Source organism: Novosphingobium sp. BL-A-41-Hi4B-X5A (assembly GCF_055521705.1).
Genome location: NZ_CM145500.1, coordinates 730,219 through 751,002 on the forward strand (window position 1 = coordinate 730,219; position 20,784 = coordinate 751,002).

Below are 20,784 nucleotides of genomic sequence, written 5' to 3' on the forward strand. Positions count from 1 at the left end.
TGATGGCAATCTAGGCACTCGCGCGCGCGGTGCAACAGATCAGCCGGACAAGGATTCCTGAACCCCGGCAATGCGCAGCTTTTGCGCTGCGATCAGGCCATCGGGAATAACGAACAATTGCGGCGTGTGCGTATAGAGCAGCGCCGCTTCGACCGGCAATCCGGGGTGGATAGCCTCAAGCGCAGCAACATAGGCCGCCATCTGCCGGATATAGGCCGAAGGAATCTCCTCGAGCGTGGCCGGAGGGCGCCGCGCCGTCTTGAAATCGACGATCCTTATGCCCTTGTCCGAGATGACCAGGCGGTCGACCGTGCCACTCACCACCCGGCCGCCGACAACCGCTGCGAGCGGCACTTCGGCGAGGGAATCCGGGCCGAACACATCGTTCCAGCCTGGCTGGTCAAGCACCGCGATGGCGTCCGACACCATGCCCACGTGGTCCGACCTGTCGAAATCGCTCGCCATCCGGGCAAGCCAGGCAAGACCGGCGTCATGTCGCTGCTCGACCGGCAATTCCGGCAAACGCTCGATCAGACGGTGCAGCAGCGTTCCGCGTCTTGCCGCCAGCATCGCATGCGGTCCGGGTGGCGCCGGCGGATCCGGGGCCTCGTCCTCGCCCAACGATGAAGGTGCGAGCGGGCGCGGTGGGCGCGGTTCAGGGCCGACTGCGGTGCGCAAGACCTGCGGAACCGCAATTCGCACAGAAGATTCGGACCGTTCGGCCGGCGCCTTGGTCAGGCTGGCAGGACCGCCAATCTGCTTGACCGCACCCCACAGCGGATTGCTGCGCCAATCGTCCGCAAACAGCGGCTCGAGTTGTGCATACCAGCTGTCTTCGGGAAGCTCGCCTGCCCCCTTCCGGCGCTTCTTGCCCTTGGCCCCGGCGATGAACAGGGCTTCCTCGGCGCGGGTCATCGCCACATAGAGCAGGCGCCAATGCTCCTCGCGTTCGGCGCGCTTGGCTTCGGCCTCGGCCTCGAGAACAGCCGGTGCCTTCTCCTCCTTGCGAAGCGGCGGGAGCGGGACCTTGCGCACGGACCCCAGAACGTCTTCGACAAGCTCAAGCCCGCGGGGCGGGGACAGGTCCGGATCATCCGCCGCATCGGCAAGGATCACGATCGGCGCCTGCAGCCCTTTCGATCCATGCACGGTCATCACCCGCACCAGCCCGTCGGCCTTGCCTGCCTCGCGCTTCAACTCGCCCTCGCCCGCATCGAACCACTGCAGGAACCCGATCAGGCTAGGCACATTGGCGCTGGAAAACGCGATCGCTGCATTGAGCAGTTCGTCGATGGGATCGTTGGCCTCGCGACCAAGCCGCGCCACCAGCCGGCCACGGCCATCCCACGGACCGACCAGCAGCCAATGCAGCAGGACGTGCGGAGGATCGTAATCGGCCCGGGCCAGCAGGCTGCGCAGTCGGTCCATCGTGGCGAAAGTCTGCGGCCCTTCATTCTGCCGCAGCCAGTCCCACAGACGGACGCCCTGCTTGCGGTAACCATGCTCCAGCAGGTCTTCCTGGCTCCATCCGATCAGGGGAGAAACCAGCAGGGCAGCCAGGTTCAGGTCATCCAGCGGCTGCGCGGCAAACCGCAGGGCCGCAACAAGATCCTTCACGGCAAGCGGCGCCCCCAGACGCAGCCGGTCCACGCCCGCGACGGGCACGCCGCGCGCATGGAGTCTGGCCACGATCAGCCCCGCCAGTTCCTTGCGCTTGCGGACAAGAACCATGACATCGCCGGCATCGGCATGGCGCTGCGTCTTGCCAAGGGGAAAACCGCTGTCGAGCCACGCCTTCACCTGCAGGGCGATCTGGTCGGCCAGCTTGCGATCCGGGCGCGACAGCCAGGCTTCCGCGCCTTCGTCGCCCCGCCCCCCCCCGCTCCCGGCACTTTCGTTTCCGGCTCCTTCGCCGTCCTCCTCGTCGCCATCCTCGGCCAGATCATCGCTCACGACCTTCCACAGGCCGATGGTGCCGGGAATGTCCAGTCCGACGTGGCGCTCAGGCTTCTGCTCCAGCCCCAGCCTGTCCCATCCCAGATGGTCGATCGCGCGGTCGACGAAATCGAGGATCGGTCTTGACGTGCGGAACGACTGGCCAAGCCCCAGATCCAGAAGTTCGCGATCAGGGTCGTTCAGAACGGCCGCCATCCGGGCAAGTTGGGCCTGAACTGTCAGCTTGGCTGCGGCGAAGTTCTCGGGACTTGTTCCCTGAAAGCCGAAGATGGCCTGTTTGTAGTCACCAACCACGAATAGCGTCCGGGCAACCTGTCCCCGTTGCCCCTCACCGGTGAAGAAATCTTCGACCAACCCTTTCAGCACGATCTCCCACTGTGCGGCGTTGGTGTCCTGCGCTTCATCGACAAGGATGTGATCAAACTGGCGATCGAGCTTGAAGCGGATCCATTCGGCGCTGGTGCGCTTGGTCAGGAGGTCGGCGGCAGTGCGGATCTGGTCATCGAAATCGATGAAGCCCTCACGCGCCTTGGCATCGCTCCATGCCAGGGCAAAACGGCGCCCGATGGTAAGCGCCGTTTCGAGCAAGTCAGCCAGATCGAGCTGTGCCTTGCGCGCCTTCACCGCCTCGATGCAGGCAATGACCCGGGCGGCATAGCCGGCATAGCCGGGCTGCTTCTTCTCGATATTCGTCGTCGACCTCGGTTCATCCTTGGACGTGAGGAACTGGCTTTTCAGCGCGGCAAAGGCATTCAGGCGCGCTTCGGGGCTGGCCGCCAGCCAATCGCCGAGTGCATTTGCCGCATCGATACCGCCCTTCGTCCCCCAGGCGCTGTTCATCTCCATGCAACGCCGGACGGACTCGCAATCGAACCCATCGTCGGCGCACATGGCGGCAAGGCTGTCAGGCCCATCACTTTCGCCAAGGCCGATAACGCGATTGATACGAGGCCGTAGTGGCGGTTGCCACGCCCCTGGCCCGGTCCACAGCTCCAGCGCCCCTGCACAACGCAGCAGGAAGGCCTCGACCTGATCCTCGCTCATCCGGCGCGAGAGCGAGGCGAGCCCGTCGATCAGTGCCTCGTCGCCGTCGAGTTCGGCCGACACCAGCAGTTCGGCCAGCACTTGCCGGACCAGCAAGGCCCGGTCGCGGTCTTCCATCGCCCGCGTGCCCGGTCGCAGGCCTGCCTCCACGGGAAACGACGCAAGCAGCCACTGGCAGAAAGCGTGAATGGTCTCGATCCTGAGCCCACCCCCCGGGCAATCGAGCACGGCGGCAAAGCGGCTGCGCGCGCGGGCCACGGTTTCGGGGCCAAACGGCGCGCCGATCGCCTTCAACTGCGCGGCAAGCTCTATCTCGGGAAGGCGCACCCAACTGGCGAGCACCTCGTTCACGCGGGTCGCCATTTCGGCAGCGCCCGCCTTGGTGAAGGTGAGGCAGAGGATCTGTTCCGGCTCCACGCCCTCTTGCAGCAGCAAGCGCAGCACACGCGCCGAAAGCACCTGCGTCTTGCCGGTCCCTGCCGATGCCGAGAGCCAGACGGTGCGCTGGGGATGGACGGCGTGCGCCTGATTGTCCCTGAGCGGATAGACCTTGCTCACTGACTGCCTTCCTCTTCGCGGCCTTGCCATTCGTCGAGGCGCATCAACTGGTCGAAATCACTGTATCCCGGGAGGTCGGGATTGAGCCGCGCCGTGAATGGCTCGCTGCCCAGCAGCCAGCGCGCAATCGCTTCACGCAGGAAACGCTCGGTTTCGGGCAAGAAGTCTTCAAGCAACAGGCCGGTCTGCCGCGCCGTTTCCTTGACCGGCGACTTCATGTAGCCAAAGCCGCGATCCTTGTTGCGGCCAAGCGACCAGTACTCGAACTTAGCCGGCTCGCCCGCGACGCCCTCCATGCCGCCACCCCGGGCAATCATGCCGATGAGGCCAAGCTGAAGGGCGTACCCTTGCGCCACCATCTTGCCCGATGGCGGCGTCCCGGTCTTGTAATCGACTACGGCCAGCGTTCCGTCGGCCAGCCTGTCGATACGGTCGGCCCGGCCATGAATGCGGATGCCGTCGACGATGATTTCGCCCTTGCGCTCGATCGCCAGAACGTCGCGCCCCTCCCCGGCCAGCCGGTCCGTTTCCTCCTCGATCCACAGCAAGGCATCGATCAGGCGCGGCTTCCACATCGCGCGCATGAAGGGGTGTGCGCTCATCTCGTCGAACATGCGTTCGGCAAGCGGCACCAATTCGCCGGGACGCCCGCCGCCATCGTGCCAGGCTTTCAGCACGTCGTGAACCGCGGTGCCTTTCCAGGCTGGCGACGGATCGGCATCGACCGGATCGAGGCGACGCAGGCCAAGGATTGCCGAGGCGTAGAACTGGTACGGATCGCCGCGCAGCCGATCCAGCGCCGTTACCGCAATCGGCACGCGCCGCTGCTCCGCGCTCGGCATCGGGTGTGGGCGTGGGTGTGGCAGCTCCGGTTCCGGGTCGGCCAGCGCCCGCGCCAGGTTGACCGCGCGCGTCTCGCGCCGCAACTGCTCGCCAAGCATGGCGTGAATGCGCAGCAGGAAGCGCGAAGGAATGACCGGGCCGGTCGCGTCGCGGTGCGCATGGCTGAGCACAACCTCTGGCGCTCCCAAGGCAGCGGCAAGATCGTGTGCAGAAAGGCCGATGCGGAAATCGGCACCGGGGATGCCCAATGCGCGGAGAATGGGCGGTGCCAGCAGCGGATCAGTCGCCGGGCTTCCGGGCCAGGAGCCTTCTGTCAGGCCTGCGCAGATGACGAGATCGGCCCGGCTCATCCGCGCTTCGAGCAAGCCGTAGATCGCCAGACGCGGATGCCCGCCGTAGGGCGGACGCACGGAGACTTCCTCCATGGCATCGCGCAACACTGCCGGCAGTTCTTCCGGCGGCAGCAGGCCCGGATGCTCCGAAGCAGCTTCGCGCCAGCTTTCGACGAACTGGGCAAGGCAGCGCCCATCGGCCTGCGCCCACAGCCCCTGTCCGCACAGCGCCTCACCCACTTCGGACAGCGCGATCAGTGCCGCATCCAGTGACACTTGGCCATCAAGCGACAGCAGCGGAAACAGCAGGTCCTCGACCCCCGACCACCAGTCGGCAAGCCCGGGATGGCGCTTGTCCTGCTCCTGCGCCTTGCCCCGCACGGCGGCCAGTCCGGGGCCGGGTCGCGGACCACGCAGCACCAGGTCCAGCTGTCGCACCCGCTCGAGCCACTGCGCCCTGCCCTCGCCTGCCCGAACCAGCGGGTGGCCGAGCAGGGCGAGCAGCGGAACCGGCGCGGCCCGCTCGGCAACGACTTCGGCCAGTTGCAGGATGATCCTGCCGGCCGCCGTCTGCGGCAATGGCCGACCGGCCGTATCGTCCGCGCCGATGTTCCAGCGGCCAAGATGCGCCACGACCCGCGCCGCCAGACTGCGATCGGGCGTGATCACCGCCACGCGGCGTTCCGGCTCGTCGAGCGCTTCGCGGACCAGCACGGCAATCGCCTGCGCTTCCTCCTCGGGGTTGGCGCTCTCCATGATGCGTACGCCGGAAAGGCGACGCTCCCTCGCTTCGAGCGAAGCCCACGCCGCACTGGCTTCCGGCGGCAGGAACAGGTTCGAGATGGCGCGGCTGCGTTCCGGCGGCGCGGGTGCCAGGCCGGAGCGGTGCCACGGTTCGACCTCGCCCCGTCCGATGCCCATGCGGTTCAGCAGCAGCTTCAGGTGATATTGGGGATGCGTGACGACATCCCCTCGCTCAAACACCTTGCCGTCTGGCCCGCCGGCAAACCCGAGCGCGTCCCAGACCGAAGCCTCCATGGCAAGATCGAGATCTGGCAGGATGACGCCGCCATCCGGCAGATCCGCAATCACCCGCAGCAGGTTGGCGACGGCCGGCGATGCCGAGGTGACGCCCGCAGCGATCACCGGATGGGCTGGTGGCGCTTCACGCCATACCTGCGCGGCATGCGCCAGCAACAGATTGCGCCGTTCGGGCGCATCGATCCTGCCCAGCCGCGCCAGTTCGTCCTGCCACTTGAAGAACACCGTGGCGAACAGCTTCGTGCTTTCCCGCCAGTGCTCCGACAGTTCCGACGACAGGCCGAGGACGCCCTCATCAAGCATGTCCTCGGGACGCACACCCTCGACAAGTAGCCGGTCGATGCTCTGGCCCAGGCTTCTGGCCTGTCGCAGCAAGGCCGCCTCGCCGGGGGCTTCGGCACCAAGCTCGTCAAGGATCAGCGCTGAAAGTTTCAGCAGCCGGTGCACCGGATCGACAGCCTCGGGAATCCCAGCTCCGGCGCCGATCGGGTCGAGCAGTGGCCCAAGCGTCTCGTCGAGATCCAAGTCGCCCACCACCGCCATGCGTGGCAGCAGCAGACCCTGCCCGCTGACCCGCACGAAAGCTTCGGTTACCGTGCGGATTGCGCGCTGGCTCGGCAGCAGCAGCGTCAGGCGCGCAAGGCCGAACCGATCCTCGCGGTAACGCGGGATCAGGCCCGCAACCAGGGCGTCGGCAAAACCCCGGTGCGCCGCGATCGACCAGACACGCGGGCGGGTGGAGCGCTCGGCCATGTCAGTCGCGCTTCAGCGCAGCCTCGGTCGGGGCGATCATCTGCGGTTCGCCCACTTCGTACCACAACCCCAGGTGCGACAGGCCGTAGAGCCGCCCTTCCTCGATGGCCCTTTGCCACAGCAGCATGGTCCCGAACGGTCCCTCGGGTGCGTCGCGCAGCAGGCGGTGCGAAACGATCTGGATGCCGCTGTAGATGAACGGCGCGACACGGCCGGTCCGGCGCCGCGAAATGCGGCCCATGGCGTCCATGTGGAAATCGCCCTTGCCGCGATAGTTGAACGCCCGCGCATGGGGCACGAGCAGCAGCAGCGCATCCATCCTGTCGGCATCCCAGTGATCCGAAAGATGCGCGAAGACGTTGCGTGGCCCGTCGAGCCAGATATTGTCGGAGTTGAGGCAGAAGAACGGATCGGTGCCGATCAGCGGCAGCGCCTTGACCATCCCGCCACCGGTTTCCAGCAACTGATCGCGTTCGTCCGAAATCGCGATGGCCGGGCTTTTCCGCTGCGCAAGGTAAGCCTCCATCGCATCGGCAAGGTAATGGACGTTGACGACCGCGCGGGCCACGCCGGCTTCATCAAGCTTGTCCAGCGCATGGTCGATCAGCGGCTTGCCCGCCACCTGCACCAGCGGCTTCGGGCGCGTTGCCGTGAGCGGACGCATCCGCTTGCCCAGTCCTGCCGAGAGTACCATGGCCACGTCGCTGACAAGGGGCTTGGTCATACCGTAAACGATCCGCCCATGCTGGCCCGCAGTTCGGCCGGGATATTGGCATCGAACCACGCGGCCACCGGAGCCAGCGCCGGATGCGCCAGATCGCGTTCCAGCAGAGCCCAGACGCGCGGGATGTAATCGAGGTATCGCGGTTTGCCATCACGCTTCCACAGCCGCACGAAGATGCCCACGATCTTGGCATTCCGCTGCGCGCCAAGCCGGGCGTAATCGGCCAGGAACTCGTCACCTTCGCCGGTCTTCTGCAGGTAATAGTCCAGCATGCGCGCTTCGAGTTCCGGCGAGACATCCCTGCGCGCATCCTGCAGCAGCGAGACCAGATCGTATGCCGGGTGGCCGTTCAAGGCATCCTGAAAGTCCAGCAGCCCCTGCCGATCGAGGCCGTTGAGCAACATGATGTTCTCGGCATGATAATCGCGCAGGACAGTAACCCCGGGGCGCTGGCGCGGCAGCAGGTGCGACAGGACCTCTTCCCAAGCCGCGTTCCAGCCCCGCCCGTCGACATAGAGCGACTGGGTCGGCACGTACCACTCGATGAACAGCCGCGCCTCGCGCTGATACTCGGCGAGCGTGTATCCCGTGAATGGCCCTGCCGGCAGCTTGCGCAGCTGCAGCAGGGCGTCGATGGCATGGCGATAGACCTCTTCCTCGTCCTGCGGCCAGGCATCGAGGTATTCGCGCATGCGCACCTCACCGAAATCTTCCAGCAGAACAAAGCCCTGCTCCGGGTCCTCGGCAAGGACATGGGGCGCGCGCAGCCCATTCGCGTCGAGCCACTTGGCAGCTCGCAGGAACGGCTCAGGGTCTTCATTGGGCGGCGGCGCGTGCATCAGCATGGCATTGCCCGCTGTCCGGCGAATGCGGAAATAGCGGCGGAACGATGCATCGCCAGGCAGTGGCTCGACAGTAGCGCCGATCCAGCCCGCCTTGTTCAGGAAGGCATCGAAGCTCGGAGGGATAGTCAGGTCCATGGCACTCGCTCTATCCAATCGCGCCCCGGCGTTACAATGGCCCGCCTGCCGTTTTCCGTGGATTCCAGCAGGATCGAGAGGCACCCCGGCTCATGCGCAAAGCCCCCGGCGTGTTCCGGCCACTCCGCCAGAAGCGCCGCACCTTCGCGGTAATCATCCAGCCCGATCTCCTCGGCCTCGGACGGGTCGTCCAGACGATAGAAATCGGCATGAACCAGCGGTAGCCGCACCGCCGGCGGATCGTAAATCTCGATTATGGCAAAGCTGGGACTGGGCACTTCGCCAGTGTGCCCAAGTGCGGCGATGATCGACCGCGCGAGCGTTGTCTTGCCCGCGCCCAAGCCGCCGGACAGCGCAATCACGTCGCCCGGACGCAGCTTCGCCGCGATCTCGCGGGCAAGGACAGCCGAACTGTCCATGTCTGGCAATTCGAAGATCACGGCAGCACCACGATGGCACTGGTGCCAAGGCCGGTCTCGGACACCAGCTCCAGCGTTCCGCCATGCGCTTCGACCAGTTGGCGAACCAGCGGCAGGCCCAAGCCCTGTCTGCGCTCCACCGCCTTGCCTTCGGCATCGAGCTTCAGCCCATCCAGCGCGCGGGCGAGGACGGCAGGCTCCATGCCGCGGCCATTGTCGGACACGACCACCTGAACCGGCCCGCCCTTGCTGCGCGAAGCCACGACGAGGATGCGGCCGCCCTCGGGCGTGGCGGCCACGGCATTGTCCAACAGTTGCCCGAAGGCGCGGCGCAACCTGCGTGCATCGCCAATCACGGTTCCCGCGCTCCTGTCCCCGCGCAGATCGAGCGCAAGCCCCGCAGCCGTGATCCGTTCCTCGCGTTCCTTGACGACTTCGGTCAGCAACGGGAAAATCTCCACCGGCTCCTGTTCCAATGGCAGCGTTCCGGCCTCGCTCTGCGACAGGTCGAGCACGTTCTCGATCTGCTCGCCAAGCCGGTCGACCGACGTGAGGATTGCCGAGACATACTCGTCCTGCTGCGGCGTCAGTTCACCGGCAATGCCACTTTGCAGAAGCTCGGCAAAGCCCCCGATAGACGTCAGCGGCGTGCGGAATTCGTAGCTCATGTTGGCGATGAACCGCGTCTTCACCGCGTCAGCCTCGACCAGCGCGGCATTGCGCTCGCGCAGTGCCGCCTCGGCCTTCTGGCTGTCGGTGATGTCCAGAACCGTCAACATGCCGTTGCCGTCCGGGAGCGGCACGCCAGCGAGGGCAAAATGGCGCCCATCGGAAAGCGTCAAGCGGCCGGAACGCTGCTTGCGCTCAAGTGTCGCGGCCTGGATGACCTGCGCGATCGTGCCGATCTGCGCGGGACGTTTCAGTTGCCCCGCCAACCTGTTCAACAGAACGTCGACCCGCGGATGGGTGGTAAGGAACTCTTCCTCAAGCCCCCAGTCGGCCGCAAACCGGCGGTTCCACAGCTGCAACTTGCCATCGGGCGCAAACACCGCGAGCGATTCGAACAGATTGTCGAAGGTCGCCGTTCGCGTTCGCAGCAGGGTGTCGCGGGTTGCCGAGAGCTGGAGCTGTTCGGTGCGATCCTCGAAGATCATCAGCAGCCCGCCATCGGGCATCGGCTGACCGACCACGCGCAGATGCGTCCCCCCGGAAAGATGCCACGATTCCTCGATCGGCACGCGGGCGAGGAACCAGGCCTGCCGTTCGCGGCGCCATTCGGGGAAATCGCGGACTTCCGGCAAGCGACCGGCATCGCGCATCCGGTCTATCACGCGGTCGAACGGCGGGGTGTCAACGACCCAGGCCTTGGGCACACCGAAGATGCGCAGGAAAGGCTGGTTGGCGAACACAAGGTTCCGCTTCTCGTCAAACTGCGCGATGCCTGCCGAGAGCGTATCGAGCATTTCGCGCTGCGCTTCGCGGAAGCGGCGGAACTGGCGGATAAGCTCCTCCATTTCCTCTATATCGACGACGTATCCGGCAATCCCGTCCTCGCCCAGCGGCAGGTCCGTCACTCGCACCGCACGGCGCTGCCCCTTGATCGTTGCCAGCAGCGAACGTTCGATCGGCACCTTGCGCGACTGTGCCTGACGGGCCACTTGGGGCGCGCTTAGACCGTCAACCGGTTCGATCAGTTCGATGCCTTGCGCGATCACTACATCGGCATTCGCGGCGCCAACGGCTTTCACATAGGCGCTGTTGACAAGGCGCAGCCGCAGGTCCGGCCCACGGAACCACATGGGCAAGGGCGCTGCTTCGATCAGGCCTGAAAGCCCGGCAAAATCGGCCCGTGCCGCGGTCGTCTCGCTGCGCAGCCGGACAAGCTCTTCCTGGCTTTCCGAAAAGTCGAAAAACCACACAAGTGCCGCACCCCCCGGAGAAATCTGCGGGTCCGCCAGGTGCCCTTGCGCAGAAAGCGCGCGCTTGCCGTCCTTGGGCGTGAGCGCCAACCTGAAGGACGCGCCGGTCTTTTGCGCCTTGCGCACAGCGTCGCTCAACTGCGAAAGCTGCACCTCGTCAAAGCCTGCACCCTCTGCATCCAGTTCGGTCAGGTAGCCGGGCATTGTCTCGAAGCCGAACCATCCGGCAAGCCGCGCAGGGCCTTCGATCCGGCCATCGGCGCGCACCAGCAACGGCAGGGCGGGCGACTCATCCACCATCTTGGCCAGGCGGCGCGCTTGCCGTTGCACCGCCTCCCCCTTGCGCGCGCGCCCTCTGGCGACAAGCACGAGCCAGCCTGCCCCTGCCGTCCAGGTGGCAAGCAACAATCCGATCAACACCATGATGGTCTGGTTGAGCAGCGGCATCATCCTCTCGCTAGGGCCTACCCCGGTGAAATACAATCCGGCGCTCTACAAACCGGCATCGAGCGGCCCGATCCGGAAAGGAAAAGGGCGGCGTGGCATCCCACACCGCCCCATTTCCAGTTTGATCGCGCCGAGGATCAGTAGCGATAATGATCCGGCTTGAACGGACCTGATTCCGGCACGCCGATGTAGTCGGCCTGCTTCTTGCTGAGCTTGGTCAGCTGCACGCCCAGCTTCTCGAGGTGAAGCGCAGCCACCTTTTCGTCGAGGTGCTTGGGCAGGACATAGACCTCGTTCTTGTAGTTCTCGGCCTTGGTGAACAGCTCGATTTGCGCCAGCGTCTGGTTGGTGAAGCTTGCGCTCATCACGAAGCTCGGGTGGCCGGTGGCGCAGCCCAGGTTCACGAGGCGGCCCTTGGCAAGGATGATGATCTGCTTGCCATCAGGGAATTCGACGAGGTCGGTGCCCGGCTTCACTTCGGTCCAGTTGTAGTTGTCGAGCGCGGCGATCTGGATCTCGCTGTCGAAGTGGCCGATGTTGCAGACGATCGACATCGGCTTCATCGCCTTCATGTGCTCGGCGGTGATCACGTCCTCGTTGCCGGTCGCGGTCACGAAGATGTCGCAGCGCTTGACCGCTTCTTCCATCGTGACAACTTCATAGCCTTCCATCGCCGCCTGCAGAGCGCAGATCGGATCGACTTCGGTGACCATGACGCGCGCGCCACCCTGGCGCAGCGACGCTGCCGAACCCTTGCCGACGTCGCCGAAGCCGGCAACGCAGGCAACCTTGCCGGCAAGCATGACGTCGGTGGCGCGACGGATCGCGTCGACCAGCGATTCCTTGCAGCCATAGAGATTGTCGAACTTCGACTTGGTAACGCTGTCGTTCACGTTGATCGCCGGGAAAGGCAGCTTGCCGTCCTTGGCGATCTGATACAGGCGGTGGACGCCGGTGGTCGTCTCTTCCGAAACGCCCTTGATGTTCTTGACCGACTGCGTGAGGTAGCCCGGCTTCTTCTTGAGGAAGGCGTTGAGCGCGCGGACGAACTCGATTTCCTCGGCGTTCGAAGGTTCGAACAGCTTCTCGCCCGCTTCCACGCGCGCACCCCACAGCGCGAACATCGTGGCATCGCCGCCATCGTCGAGGATCATGTTGGCGGTCTGGTCGTCACCCCAGTCGAAGATCGAACCGACATAGTCCCAGTATTCAGCCAGGCTTTCGCCCTTGATCGCGAAAACCGGGATGCCGGCCGCAGCGATTGCGGCGGCAGCGTGGTCCTGCGTCGAGAAGATGTTACAGGTGGCCCAGCGCACTTCGGCGCCGAGGGCAACCAGCGTCTCGATCAGCACCGCAGTCTGGATCGTCATGTGCAGCGAGCCGGTGATGCGTGCGCCCTTGAGGGGCTGCGCAGCGCCGAATTCCTCGCGCAGGGCCATGAGGCCGGGCATTTCGGTCTCGGCGATCCTGATTTCGGCGCGACCGAAGTCGGCAAGGCCGATATCGGCGATCACGTAGTCGTTCTTGGCGTCAAGCACGCTGGCCACGAAGCTTTCTCCTGAAAAATCAACTGCGCGGCAGACCATAGTACCGGCGCGCCTCCTGAGGCCCCATAGCGTGCCCGACCCCACTCTGCAAACTTAATATAAAGATGTCTTTATATCGCCATTCGGGAATACCCTAGCGCCGGACAGTTGCAGACCACCGCGGCGCACCTATATCCAACGCGCCATACTCGACCGGGCCCCCTCGCCCGGCGCAACGAAAGGAAGATGGGGATGACAATCGCTGTTGGAGACAAGCTGCCCGACGTCAAGATCGTCAAGGCGACTGCCGAAGGTCCGGAAGCCGTGCAGTCGGCCGATTACTTCAAGGGCAAGCGCGTGGCGCTGTTCTCCGTCCCCGGTGCCTTCACCCCGACCTGCTCGGCCAAGCACCTCCCCGGCTACGTTGAAAAGGCCGCTGACCTGAAGGCCAAGGGCATCGACGAGATCGCCTGCACCGCCGTCAACGATCCCTTCGTGATGAAGGCCTGGGGCGCAGCTTCGGGCTCGAGCGACGTGACCATGCTGGCAGACGGCAACGGCGACCTCGCCGAAGCGCTCGGCCTTACGATGGACGGTTCGGGCTTCGGCCTCGGCAAGCGCGGCCAGCGTTTCTCGATGGTCGTCAACGATGGCGTCGTCGAACAGCTGTTCGTCGAAGCTCCGGGTGACTTCAAGGTCAGCTCCGCCGAGCACATGATCGAGAACATCTGATCGATCGAAAGGCCCCCGTATCTCCGGGGGCCTTTTTCATGGTGCTTTCAGAACGAAAGACGCACGCGCCCCAGTACCCGGTCGCCAGCATGCTTGAGATCGGCATAGGGCGAAACCGAGACGCCCGATGTGTCGATATCGGTGCCCGCATAGTCGAGCCCGATGGTGAACGGAAACTGGTTGTATTCCACGCCCAGCCGCCAGTCGGCATAATCCCCGGCTGGTCGCAGCCGGGCCGAGCGTGCATCCTTCGTGTCTCCGGTGGTATAGCCCAGCGAAGCGGAGAGACTGATCGGCAGCGCCGGCACGCCAAAGTTCGCTGATCCTCTCAGGTAAAGATTGTCCCCGCCGATCGCGTCCTGCTTTGGCGCATAGAAGGCATCGGCCCGCACTTGCAGCGGCCCGATCGAATACCGCGCACCAAGGCCCACCTCGCCATAATCGGCACCGATGTCGGCGCCGCCGAAGAAGTGCCCGATGGCCTCCGTCCGCAGCGTGATCGCCCCGGCTTCCCAATCCTTGCCGATCGCCACGTCGCCCACGACATCGGCATTGGCATGACGGTCAGACTTGCGCAGCGCCGCCATTCGCACCGAGGCATCCAGCCCGGCAAAGCCGACGCTGGCATCAGCCGAGGCGGAGATTTCACCGTCACTCCAGCTGAGCCCGCGCCGGACTTCGTCCGTGGTTGCCTCCACACCCGCATCCACCGATTGAGCCATCGCTTGTGGCGCCTGCACCGCTGCGATCGCGCCAAGAACTGCCAGGCCATTCAGATAGTGGATGCGGGTCATGTACTCATTTCTCCTCAGCCCTCGCGCTGCCTGGCGTGGGCTCCTTCTGCTTCAACGAGGATCACTTCGCGATCCTGCGCAACCATGGCCATCATCGCACTGCGCAAGTCGTCACGTCGCGCCTCGATCACGCGGTCGATGCCATTGCCGCGCTCCGAGCACCAGCCCGGCGATGACCCCGTAAGCACGTCATCGCGCAGCATCGAACGCCTTGCCTGCATGTTTGCGCCGACCTGTGCCTGCCGCTCGACCGAAAGCGACACAGACCACTGGCAGCGCAACGAGGAAGCCCGCCCCGCTCCGCCGGCCGAGCCGATCTGCTTCATCTCGACCCGTGTCTTTCCACTGTAATCGGCGGTGATCGGGCCGGCCGCATGCTCGATGACGGTCGAGTGCTCCATGCCCATTGCCGGGGCGCTGAACCCCAGCGCAACGGCAAGACCTGCAAAGCCAAGCGTCTTCATGTTGTGTCTCCTGCAAACGTCCCGGCTTTTTTCCGGTGACATGAGCAAGATAGAACCCCGATTGTGTGCAACCAACCGACGGACTTGTAATGTTTCTTTGCTGGGGCGCTGCCCTCAGTAGCCCATCAGGCTGAGCACTTCCTTGCGGCTTCGCGTATCGTCGAGGAACGTGCCCATCATCCGGCTCGTCACCATGCCCACGCCAGGCGTCCGCACGCCGCGCGCGGTCATGCAGGAATGGCTCGCCTCGATGACCACCGCCACCCCATGCGGCTTGAGGTTGTCCCAGATGCATTGTGCCACCTCGGCGGTCAGGCGCTCCTGGATCTGCAGGCGACGCGCAAACCCCTGAAGGACCCGCGCCAGCTTGGAGATGCCGACGACCTTGTGCCGCGGCAAATAGGCAATCGCCGCCTTGCCGATGATCGGTGCCATGTGATGCTCGCAATGGCTCTGGAAAGGAATGTCCTTCAGCAGCACGATCTCGTCATAGCCGCCCACTTCCTCGAACTGTCGCGACAGATGGCTCGCCGGGTCCTCGCCATAGCCGAGGCAATATTCCTTCCAGGCACGCGCGACGCGCTTGGGCGTATCAAGCAGTCCCTCGCGTGATGGATCGTCGCCCGACCACCGGATCAGCGTGCGAATAGCGTCCTGAACGTCTTCGGGAACAGGTGGCTTGCCCCGGGCCAGATCGTCGTCTTCATCGGGCCCTACCAGACTGCTCATCACGTTCCTCCGCTACCTTGCAGGCCGTCGCAGGAAGCGACTCCTGAACAGACCCCGGCGATAGAAGGACAGCATTTCCTCCGGACGCTCTGGGTCGAGTACCTCGTTGTCGGCCAGCGCCTTCTCCGCATCGGTAAGGTCGTGCGGCACGAACCGCCCCAGTCTCTTGCCCTCCTGCGGAGCAGCAGCGATGGCCGCAGCCATCGAACCGTGCTGGTCCAGAAGTTCCGCTACCCGCTCCGGCCCGATACCGCAATGCTCGGCCAGAAGGGAAACGCGCAACCGACGGATTGCCTCGCCACAGTGGCCATTGGCAGGCCTTGCACAGTCGATGAACACATCGCACTCGCTGTCGAGGCCCATCGAGCGGTTGTTCAGGTTCGCCGACCCGATCCTCAGGATCTCGTCATCCACGATGGTCAGCTTGGAATGCACGTAGATCGGCGTGCCTTTCGCCGTGAAGGGATGCCAGACCGAGAAGCGACCTGCGTGATCGACCTGCTCGATCGCTCGCACCAACCGGATGCGCGCCCCGTCCATCGCGGTCTGCTCCAGCCAGCCATCGGAACTTTGCGGATTGATCAGCACGATCTCGGGAGGATCGGGCTCTTCCATCCGCCTGACGATGGCTTCTGCAATCTTGCGCGATGCAAAATACTGGTTCTCGAAGTAGATGAACTTCTTCGCCCGCGCGATATGCTCGAGAAACAGCGCTTCCACTTCGCGCACCTCGCGTGCCTCGGCAAAGTGTGATCGCGTGCGCGCGATGCCGATCTCGACATTGCGGAATTCGGCCTCGACGCTCGTGGGCCAGGGCGATGCCCTTTGCGGTTCGCAAGGCTCGAACGGCTTTCCCTTCGCCTGTTCCCACCGCTTTCGGCCGAACGCCCCGAGCACTGCGGCCGCCTCGCCTTCCATCAGCATCGTACAGTCGTGCCACGGGCCATAGAGCTTGCCGCCGGGCCGCCTGCGCCGCTTGTCGTCGTCGAGGTGCTGGCGCGTGTCCCAGCGGTCGCCGGCCATGTCGATACCGCCGCACACGGCAAAACGATCGTCGATCACTGCAATCTTCTGGTGGTGGCTGCACCCCAGCGGATGCGCGCTGTCGAGCTTGAACACGATCCGCGGATGCCGCCACCACCGCAACAGATCGAGCATCATCGAGCCGCGAAAGACGGCCTTCAAGGCGCCGAAGTTCCACTTGAGCACCCTGACATCAAGCTGCTTGCGACGATTGGCCAGCCACACGACGAAAGGACCAAGCCGCGCCGGCGAAACACGCTTTCGCGGCAAGTTCCACCACCGCCGACCTCCGCCGATGATGATCCGGGTGTCGAAATCCCACCCTATCAGGAAGATCCGCTGCTGCGCCCGCATCATCGCTTCGCGCATCAGGGCGAAGTAATCGGCAGCATCGATCACCGCATGCGCCCTGTCGGCCATCGCATAACGCCAGACCGATTCGGATTCGGACTGAATCCGGGCGAGGTCTCCGGCCTGTTGCTCGGTCACCGCTTCGGGTTCAGCCACAAAAACTTACTTCCATTATGGTACCAGCACACACCACCGACATTCCCCTGCCTACCGATAGATTGCTATCTTATTGTCACTTGTAAGGAAAAGTCCGTTTTGGCTTTACCGTGGCGGATTCAACCGCAATCCCGACACCATGGCAAGCGGTTCAACCCTGATATCGTCCCTACGCACCGGGCTGCTTGCAGTTCCACAGGTGCGTTCGGCGATCGACCGGATCAGGGACCTGGCAGACCCTGATCGCCGCGCCATCGCCCGCATGAAGCGCACCCATTCCAACGCCATCCTGCAACCATGGCCAACCACCTGCGAGGATCGCTACCCCGAAATATTCACCGCGCTCGACGCGCATCTGTGGACTCTCGATGCCCCCCGCATCCTCTCCTTCGGATGCAGCGATGGCAGCGAAGTTCGCAGTCTGCGGCGGTGGTTCCCCAAGGCCCGCATTGTCGGGCTGGACCCCAATCCGGCGATGATCCGCATCGCCAGGGCCCATCTTGCGCTGCATCCCGATCCCAACATTTCCTACATCGAGGCCGCCGACGTCGGGATGCTTGAAGGCCATACATTCGACGCCATCCTGGCCATGGCGGTGTTTCGGCACGGCACCCTCGAAAGCCAGGCACCCGCGTCCTGCTCCACCCTGCTGCCGTTTGCCCGCTTTGCGCAGACGGTTTCCGCACTGGACCGCCATCTCGCCCCGGGTGGTTGGCTGACGATCTGGAACGCGCACTTCCGCTTCTGCGATACGCCCGTCGCTGCGCGCTACCATGCACGATCCCTGCGCTTCACCCGCGCCGATCCGATGACCCTGCTCTACGGGCCTGACAATGCGCGCATGGAAGGCAGCTACAGCGACGCAATGTTCCTCAAGCAGCGGTAAACTTCCGCCGCCAAGGCAAGGATCGGCTCAATCCTTGAGCTGCATCACCACGTCGTCAGGATGCGTCACGTTGAGATTGCTGTGCAGCAATTCCCCCACAAGATCGGGGTCAGCGTGGCGAGGATCGAGCAGATCGACCCGGTTCTTCATCCGGTCCCGCTCAGCCGTCAGCGAAGCGATCTCCTTCTGCCGCTGTTCGAGCACCCGTGCATTCTCGCCCCAGGCCAGCAGACCGCTTGGGCCTGCCACGCCGACCGCAGCAAGCACAAGCAGCACGACCAGCGCCATGGACTGCGCAAGGCTGTCTTTCGGAAGAAGGGGACGACGGCTTTTCATGTCATGACTGAATCACAAATCCCACGCCGTTTCAAGAACCTTCACCTCCACCCGCAGCACAATCGGCAAAACCGCACAGACAAAAACGCCATCTGCCCACCACCCACTAACCACCAACCCAAACACCCCCGTCGCCCCGGGCTTGACCCGGGGGCCCGCTTTTCTTCCTGCACGGTCTCGCAACAAGGAAGCGGGTTCCCGGGCCAAGCCCGGGATGACGGAAGGATGGGACGGCGAGCACTTGACAAAACGAACCATATAGGTTATACGCCCCGCCCACAGGTCAGGAGAGGGCAAAAGGCCAACCCGCTCCTCTCCCTTCGGAAGCTGATGCTGTGTGCAAAGGCTTCCGGCGCGATCGGTGCGGCAGGTGCGCGTGGGTTCAACGAGGGGCGTAAAGCCCAAGACCCACCGGGCAATCCTTCGTCGTTACCCAAGGACAGACAGGACACCCCAGGGCTGATAGCACGGCGCCGAACCCTGAGCGACGCTGCGGATGCGGAACCCGCCTGACTTGCGTGACAGTGTCTGCGCAAACGACAGGTTCTTTTCACGCAGCCGCTTGCCAGAAGCCAAGGCAGCCCGCGAGCCGCTGCCAACGCTTCGTCCCGTCAAACATGTCCGCCCTCAGGCTGAGCCGACAAGGGGCACGGAACCGCCCCCCGGCCACTCGCAACCGGTCCCGCGCCCCATCCCTTGCGTGCCGCAACGGCACCGCACCGGTCGCGCGATCTGTGCTTTCCCACCGGCGTTACCGTCCGCATTCGCCAGCGGATGATCTTCTGTATCAAAGCGTGGAATGGTTCACGCAGAGACGCAGAGGAAGAAGGAGAGACGCAGAGCTAATAAGAGCGCCTGCGGCCCAGCCGCCTCAAACTCTCTTCTCTCCTCCGCGTCTCCCCTTTCTTCTCCGCGTCTCTGCGTGAAACAAAAAAGGGCCGCGTCGCCGCGTAGGCAGGGACCTCGAAATCCTTGCGAACTACGGGCATACCGCCAATGCTATCGAAAAATGGTGCGCCCGACGGGATTCGAACCCATGGCCCCCAGATTAGGAATCTGGTGCTCTATCCTGCTGAGCTACGGGCGCCCGCGCATTCCTTTAGGCAGGGGCGTGGGCGCTGGCAACGCTCTTTCAGTTGGCTTCTTCCGGGGGCACCACGGGAATGAGCAAGGGGGCGACCGCAATGCCCTCGTCAAGCAGTTCGCGCGCCTCATCGGGCGTCGCGCGGCCGTGGATGGCGCCTGCATCCTTTTCGCCGTAGTGCATCGCGCGGGCATCTTCGGCGAACTTGTCGCCCACCCAGGTCGATGACTTGATCGCCTCGGCCTGAATCGCAGCGACGGCCTTGAGCATGGCCACGGCCTCTGGCGGCAACGGGACATTGGCGACGGGCGCGGATTCTGCAGGCTTTGCCAGTGCGGGTGCCGCAAGCTGGTTGCCCTTGCGGCCAACATTGGGCGCCATCACTGCCTTGCTGACATCAGGCGATCCGCATGAGGGACAAGATACCAGCCCCCTCGCCTGTTGACTTTCATAGTCCTGCGAGGAGCCGAACCAGCCCTCGAAGCGGTGTCCGTTCGGCCCGCATTGCAGATCAAAGACAATCATGCCGCCGATCTAGGGATTTCGCGCTTGTTGGCAAGACTGGGAAGCTGCGCTCGAACCTCGCCCGTTCGGGCAGGATCGATAATGGCGAAGCCCAGCGAACTGCCCTCTCCGCCATCGTAGACAACCTCGCCCCAAGGATCGACCACGAGCGAGTGCCCAAAGGTCTCGCGGCCGTCCTGATGCTCACCGCCCTGTGCTGCCGAAATGACCCAGGCGCTGGCTTCCACGGCGCGGGCGCGCTGCAGGAGGTGCCAATGCGCCTTGCCGGTCGGCACGGTGAATGCAGCCGGAATGCGGATCGCGTCGCAACGGCGGCGGCCCAGTTCCTCGAACAGGGCCGGAAAGCGGATGTCGTAGCATATGGCGAGTCCGAGGCGGCCAAGCGGTGTCTCGACCGTCACCACCGCATCGCCCGGCGTGTAAGCGGCAGATTCGCGCCAGGTCTCGCCCGTTGCAAGATCGACATCGAACATGTGGATCTTGTCATAGCGCGCCGAAATCTCACCGTCGGAATCGATGATGAAGGCGCGATTGGCCCACTTGCCGTCATCGCGCAGCACCGCCAGCGACCCGAGATCGATCCACAGCCCCAGATCACGTGCAGCAGACCGCGCGGCGGCAAGGACCGGGTTGTCCGCTTCGGGCACGATGTGCCGGGTTGCCCTTGACCGGTCACGATCGAGCAGCCCGCACATCTCGGGGGTGAACACCATCGCCGCCCCCTCGTCCGCCGCCTTTCGCGCGGCGCCCGCTATCGCGTCTGCATTGGCCAGCGGATCGATCCCGCTGGTCATCTGGAACAGCGCGATCTTTACCGGCCGGACTTCCGCGGCACTCACTTTCCGAGCATCATGTCCAGCTTGCCTTGCGCGTTGAGCGCGGCAAGATCGTCGGAACCGCCAACGTGAATGCCGTCGATGAAGATCGAGGGCACGGTGGTATGGCCGGGAGCACGATCGAGCATTTCGGCCTTCTTCGGTCCGCCCATCGTCACGTCGAACTCTTCGTAGGACACGCCCTTGCTGTCCAGCAACTGCTTGGCACGCATGCAGTAGGGGCAGCCCCACTTTGTATAGACTTCGACCTTGGGCGTATCGGACATCGGTACCTCTTTCTGGGTCTTGAAAAGCGGTTTTCGCTAACACACATGGGTTTTCGTGTC

At 64.3% G+C, this 20,784-nt stretch carries 17 protein-coding genes and 1 tRNA gene; 2 read left to right on the forward strand and 16 right to left on the reverse strand.

Features of this window, described 5'->3' with window-relative positions:
• Positions 1-39: 39 nt before the first annotated feature.
• From addA to ahcY, 7 genes are all read right to left on the reverse strand, one after another.
• Positions 40-3,588 (reverse strand): double-strand break repair helicase AddA, encoded by a 3,549-nt coding sequence (gene addA / locus ACZ1JY_RS03310; protein WP_465130346.1) that lies wholly within the window; start codon positions 3,586-3,588, stop codon positions 40-42.
• Positions 3,555-6,527: a PD-(D/E)XK nuclease family protein gene (locus ACZ1JY_RS03315; protein WP_465130347.1), complete on the reverse strand. Its 2,973-nt coding sequence runs from the start codon at positions 6,525-6,527 to the stop codon at positions 3,555-3,557. Before ACZ1JY_RS03315 ends, addA begins: the two co-directional genes overlap by 34 nt.
• 1 nt (position 6,528) lies before the next feature.
• Positions 6,529-7,251: a nucleotidyltransferase family protein gene (locus tag ACZ1JY_RS03320; RefSeq protein WP_465130348.1), complete on the reverse strand. Its 723-nt coding sequence runs from the start codon at positions 7,249-7,251 to the stop codon at positions 6,529-6,531.
• Complete coding sequence (locus tag ACZ1JY_RS03325) at positions 7,248-8,231, reverse strand: aminoglycoside phosphotransferase family protein (RefSeq protein ID WP_465130349.1); 984 nt, start codon at positions 8,229-8,231, stop codon at positions 7,248-7,250. The genes ACZ1JY_RS03320 and ACZ1JY_RS03325 overlap by 4 nt, the downstream gene beginning before the upstream one ends.
• Positions 8,222-8,671: a tRNA (adenosine(37)-N6)-threonylcarbamoyltransferase complex ATPase subunit type 1 TsaE gene (tsaE, locus tag ACZ1JY_RS03330; protein ID WP_168903389.1), complete on the reverse strand. Its 450-nt coding sequence runs from the start codon at positions 8,669-8,671 to the stop codon at positions 8,222-8,224. Before tsaE ends, ACZ1JY_RS03325 begins: the two co-directional genes overlap by 10 nt.
• A complete protein-coding gene (locus tag ACZ1JY_RS03335) occupies positions 8,668-11,016 on the reverse strand; it encodes a sensor histidine kinase (protein WP_465130350.1) in 2,349 nt (782 codons plus the stop codon). The genes tsaE and ACZ1JY_RS03335 overlap by 4 nt, the downstream gene beginning before the upstream one ends.
• A gap of 137 nt (positions 11,017-11,153) precedes the next feature.
• Positions 11,154-12,563, reverse strand: a complete 1,410-nt coding sequence (gene ahcY / locus ACZ1JY_RS03340; RefSeq protein WP_465130351.1) for an adenosylhomocysteinase — start codon at positions 12,561-12,563, stop codon at positions 11,154-11,156.
• A gap of 231 nt (positions 12,564-12,794) precedes the next feature.
• On the opposite strand from ahcY, the gene ACZ1JY_RS03345 reads away from it, so the two are divergent.
• Positions 12,795-13,274 (forward strand): peroxiredoxin, encoded by a 480-nt coding sequence (locus ACZ1JY_RS03345; protein WP_039332231.1) that lies wholly within the window; start codon positions 12,795-12,797, stop codon positions 13,272-13,274.
• Positions 13,275-13,321: 47 nt separating this feature from the next.
• Here the strand turns inward: ACZ1JY_RS03345 and ACZ1JY_RS03350 are convergent, their stop codons facing one another.
• The 4 genes from ACZ1JY_RS03350 to ACZ1JY_RS03365 form a co-directional block, all read right to left on the reverse strand.
• Positions 13,322-14,068 (reverse strand): TorF family putative porin, encoded by a 747-nt coding sequence (locus tag ACZ1JY_RS03350; RefSeq protein ID WP_118073785.1) that lies wholly within the window; start codon positions 14,066-14,068, stop codon positions 13,322-13,324.
• 14 nt (positions 14,069-14,082) lie between these two features.
• Positions 14,083-14,532 carry a hypothetical protein gene (locus ACZ1JY_RS03355; protein ID WP_465130352.1) on the reverse strand — a complete coding sequence of 150 codons (450 nt, stop codon included), beginning with the start codon at positions 14,530-14,532 and terminating at the stop codon, positions 14,083-14,085.
• A 114-nt stretch (positions 14,533-14,646) separates the two neighbouring features.
• A complete protein-coding gene (gene folE / locus ACZ1JY_RS03360) occupies positions 14,647-15,261 on the reverse strand; it encodes a GTP cyclohydrolase I FolE (RefSeq protein ID WP_465130353.1) in 615 nt (204 codons plus the stop codon).
• Positions 15,262-15,273: 12 nt separating this feature from the next.
• Complete coding sequence (locus tag ACZ1JY_RS03365; RefSeq protein WP_465130354.1) at positions 15,274-16,791, reverse strand: phospholipase D-like domain-containing protein; 1,518 nt, start codon at positions 16,789-16,791, stop codon at positions 15,274-15,276.
• Between the two features lie 139 nt (positions 16,792-16,930).
• Between ACZ1JY_RS03365 and ACZ1JY_RS03370 the strand changes: the two genes are divergently transcribed.
• Positions 16,931-17,677 (forward strand): class I SAM-dependent methyltransferase, encoded by a 747-nt coding sequence (locus ACZ1JY_RS03370; RefSeq protein WP_118073782.1) that lies wholly within the window; start codon positions 16,931-16,933, stop codon positions 17,675-17,677.
• Between the two features lie 27 nt (positions 17,678-17,704).
• On the opposite strand, the gene ACZ1JY_RS03375 is transcribed toward ACZ1JY_RS03370, so the two are convergent.
• The 5 genes from ACZ1JY_RS03375 to grxC form a co-directional block, all read right to left on the reverse strand.
• A complete protein-coding gene (locus ACZ1JY_RS03375; RefSeq protein ID WP_118073781.1) occupies positions 17,705-18,013 on the reverse strand; it encodes an FtsB family cell division protein in 309 nt (102 codons plus the stop codon).
• A 1,010-nt stretch (positions 18,014-19,023) separates the two neighbouring features.
• Positions 19,024-19,100: transfer RNA gene (locus tag ACZ1JY_RS03380), tRNA-Arg, on the reverse strand.
• Between the two features lie 45 nt (positions 19,101-19,145).
• Positions 19,146-19,622 (reverse strand): DUF1178 family protein, encoded by a 477-nt coding sequence (locus tag ACZ1JY_RS03385; protein ID WP_465130355.1) that lies wholly within the window; start codon positions 19,620-19,622, stop codon positions 19,146-19,148.
• Complete coding sequence (locus ACZ1JY_RS03390) at positions 19,619-20,461, reverse strand: carbon-nitrogen hydrolase family protein (protein ID WP_255418776.1); 843 nt, start codon at positions 20,459-20,461, stop codon at positions 19,619-19,621. The genes ACZ1JY_RS03385 and ACZ1JY_RS03390 overlap by 4 nt, the downstream gene beginning before the upstream one ends.
• Positions 20,458-20,724, reverse strand: coding sequence for a glutaredoxin 3 (gene grxC, locus ACZ1JY_RS03395; RefSeq protein ID WP_118073779.1), 267 nt, complete (start codon positions 20,722-20,724; stop codon positions 20,458-20,460). The genes ACZ1JY_RS03390 and grxC overlap by 4 nt, the downstream gene beginning before the upstream one ends.
• Positions 20,725-20,784: the final 60 nt, after the last annotated feature.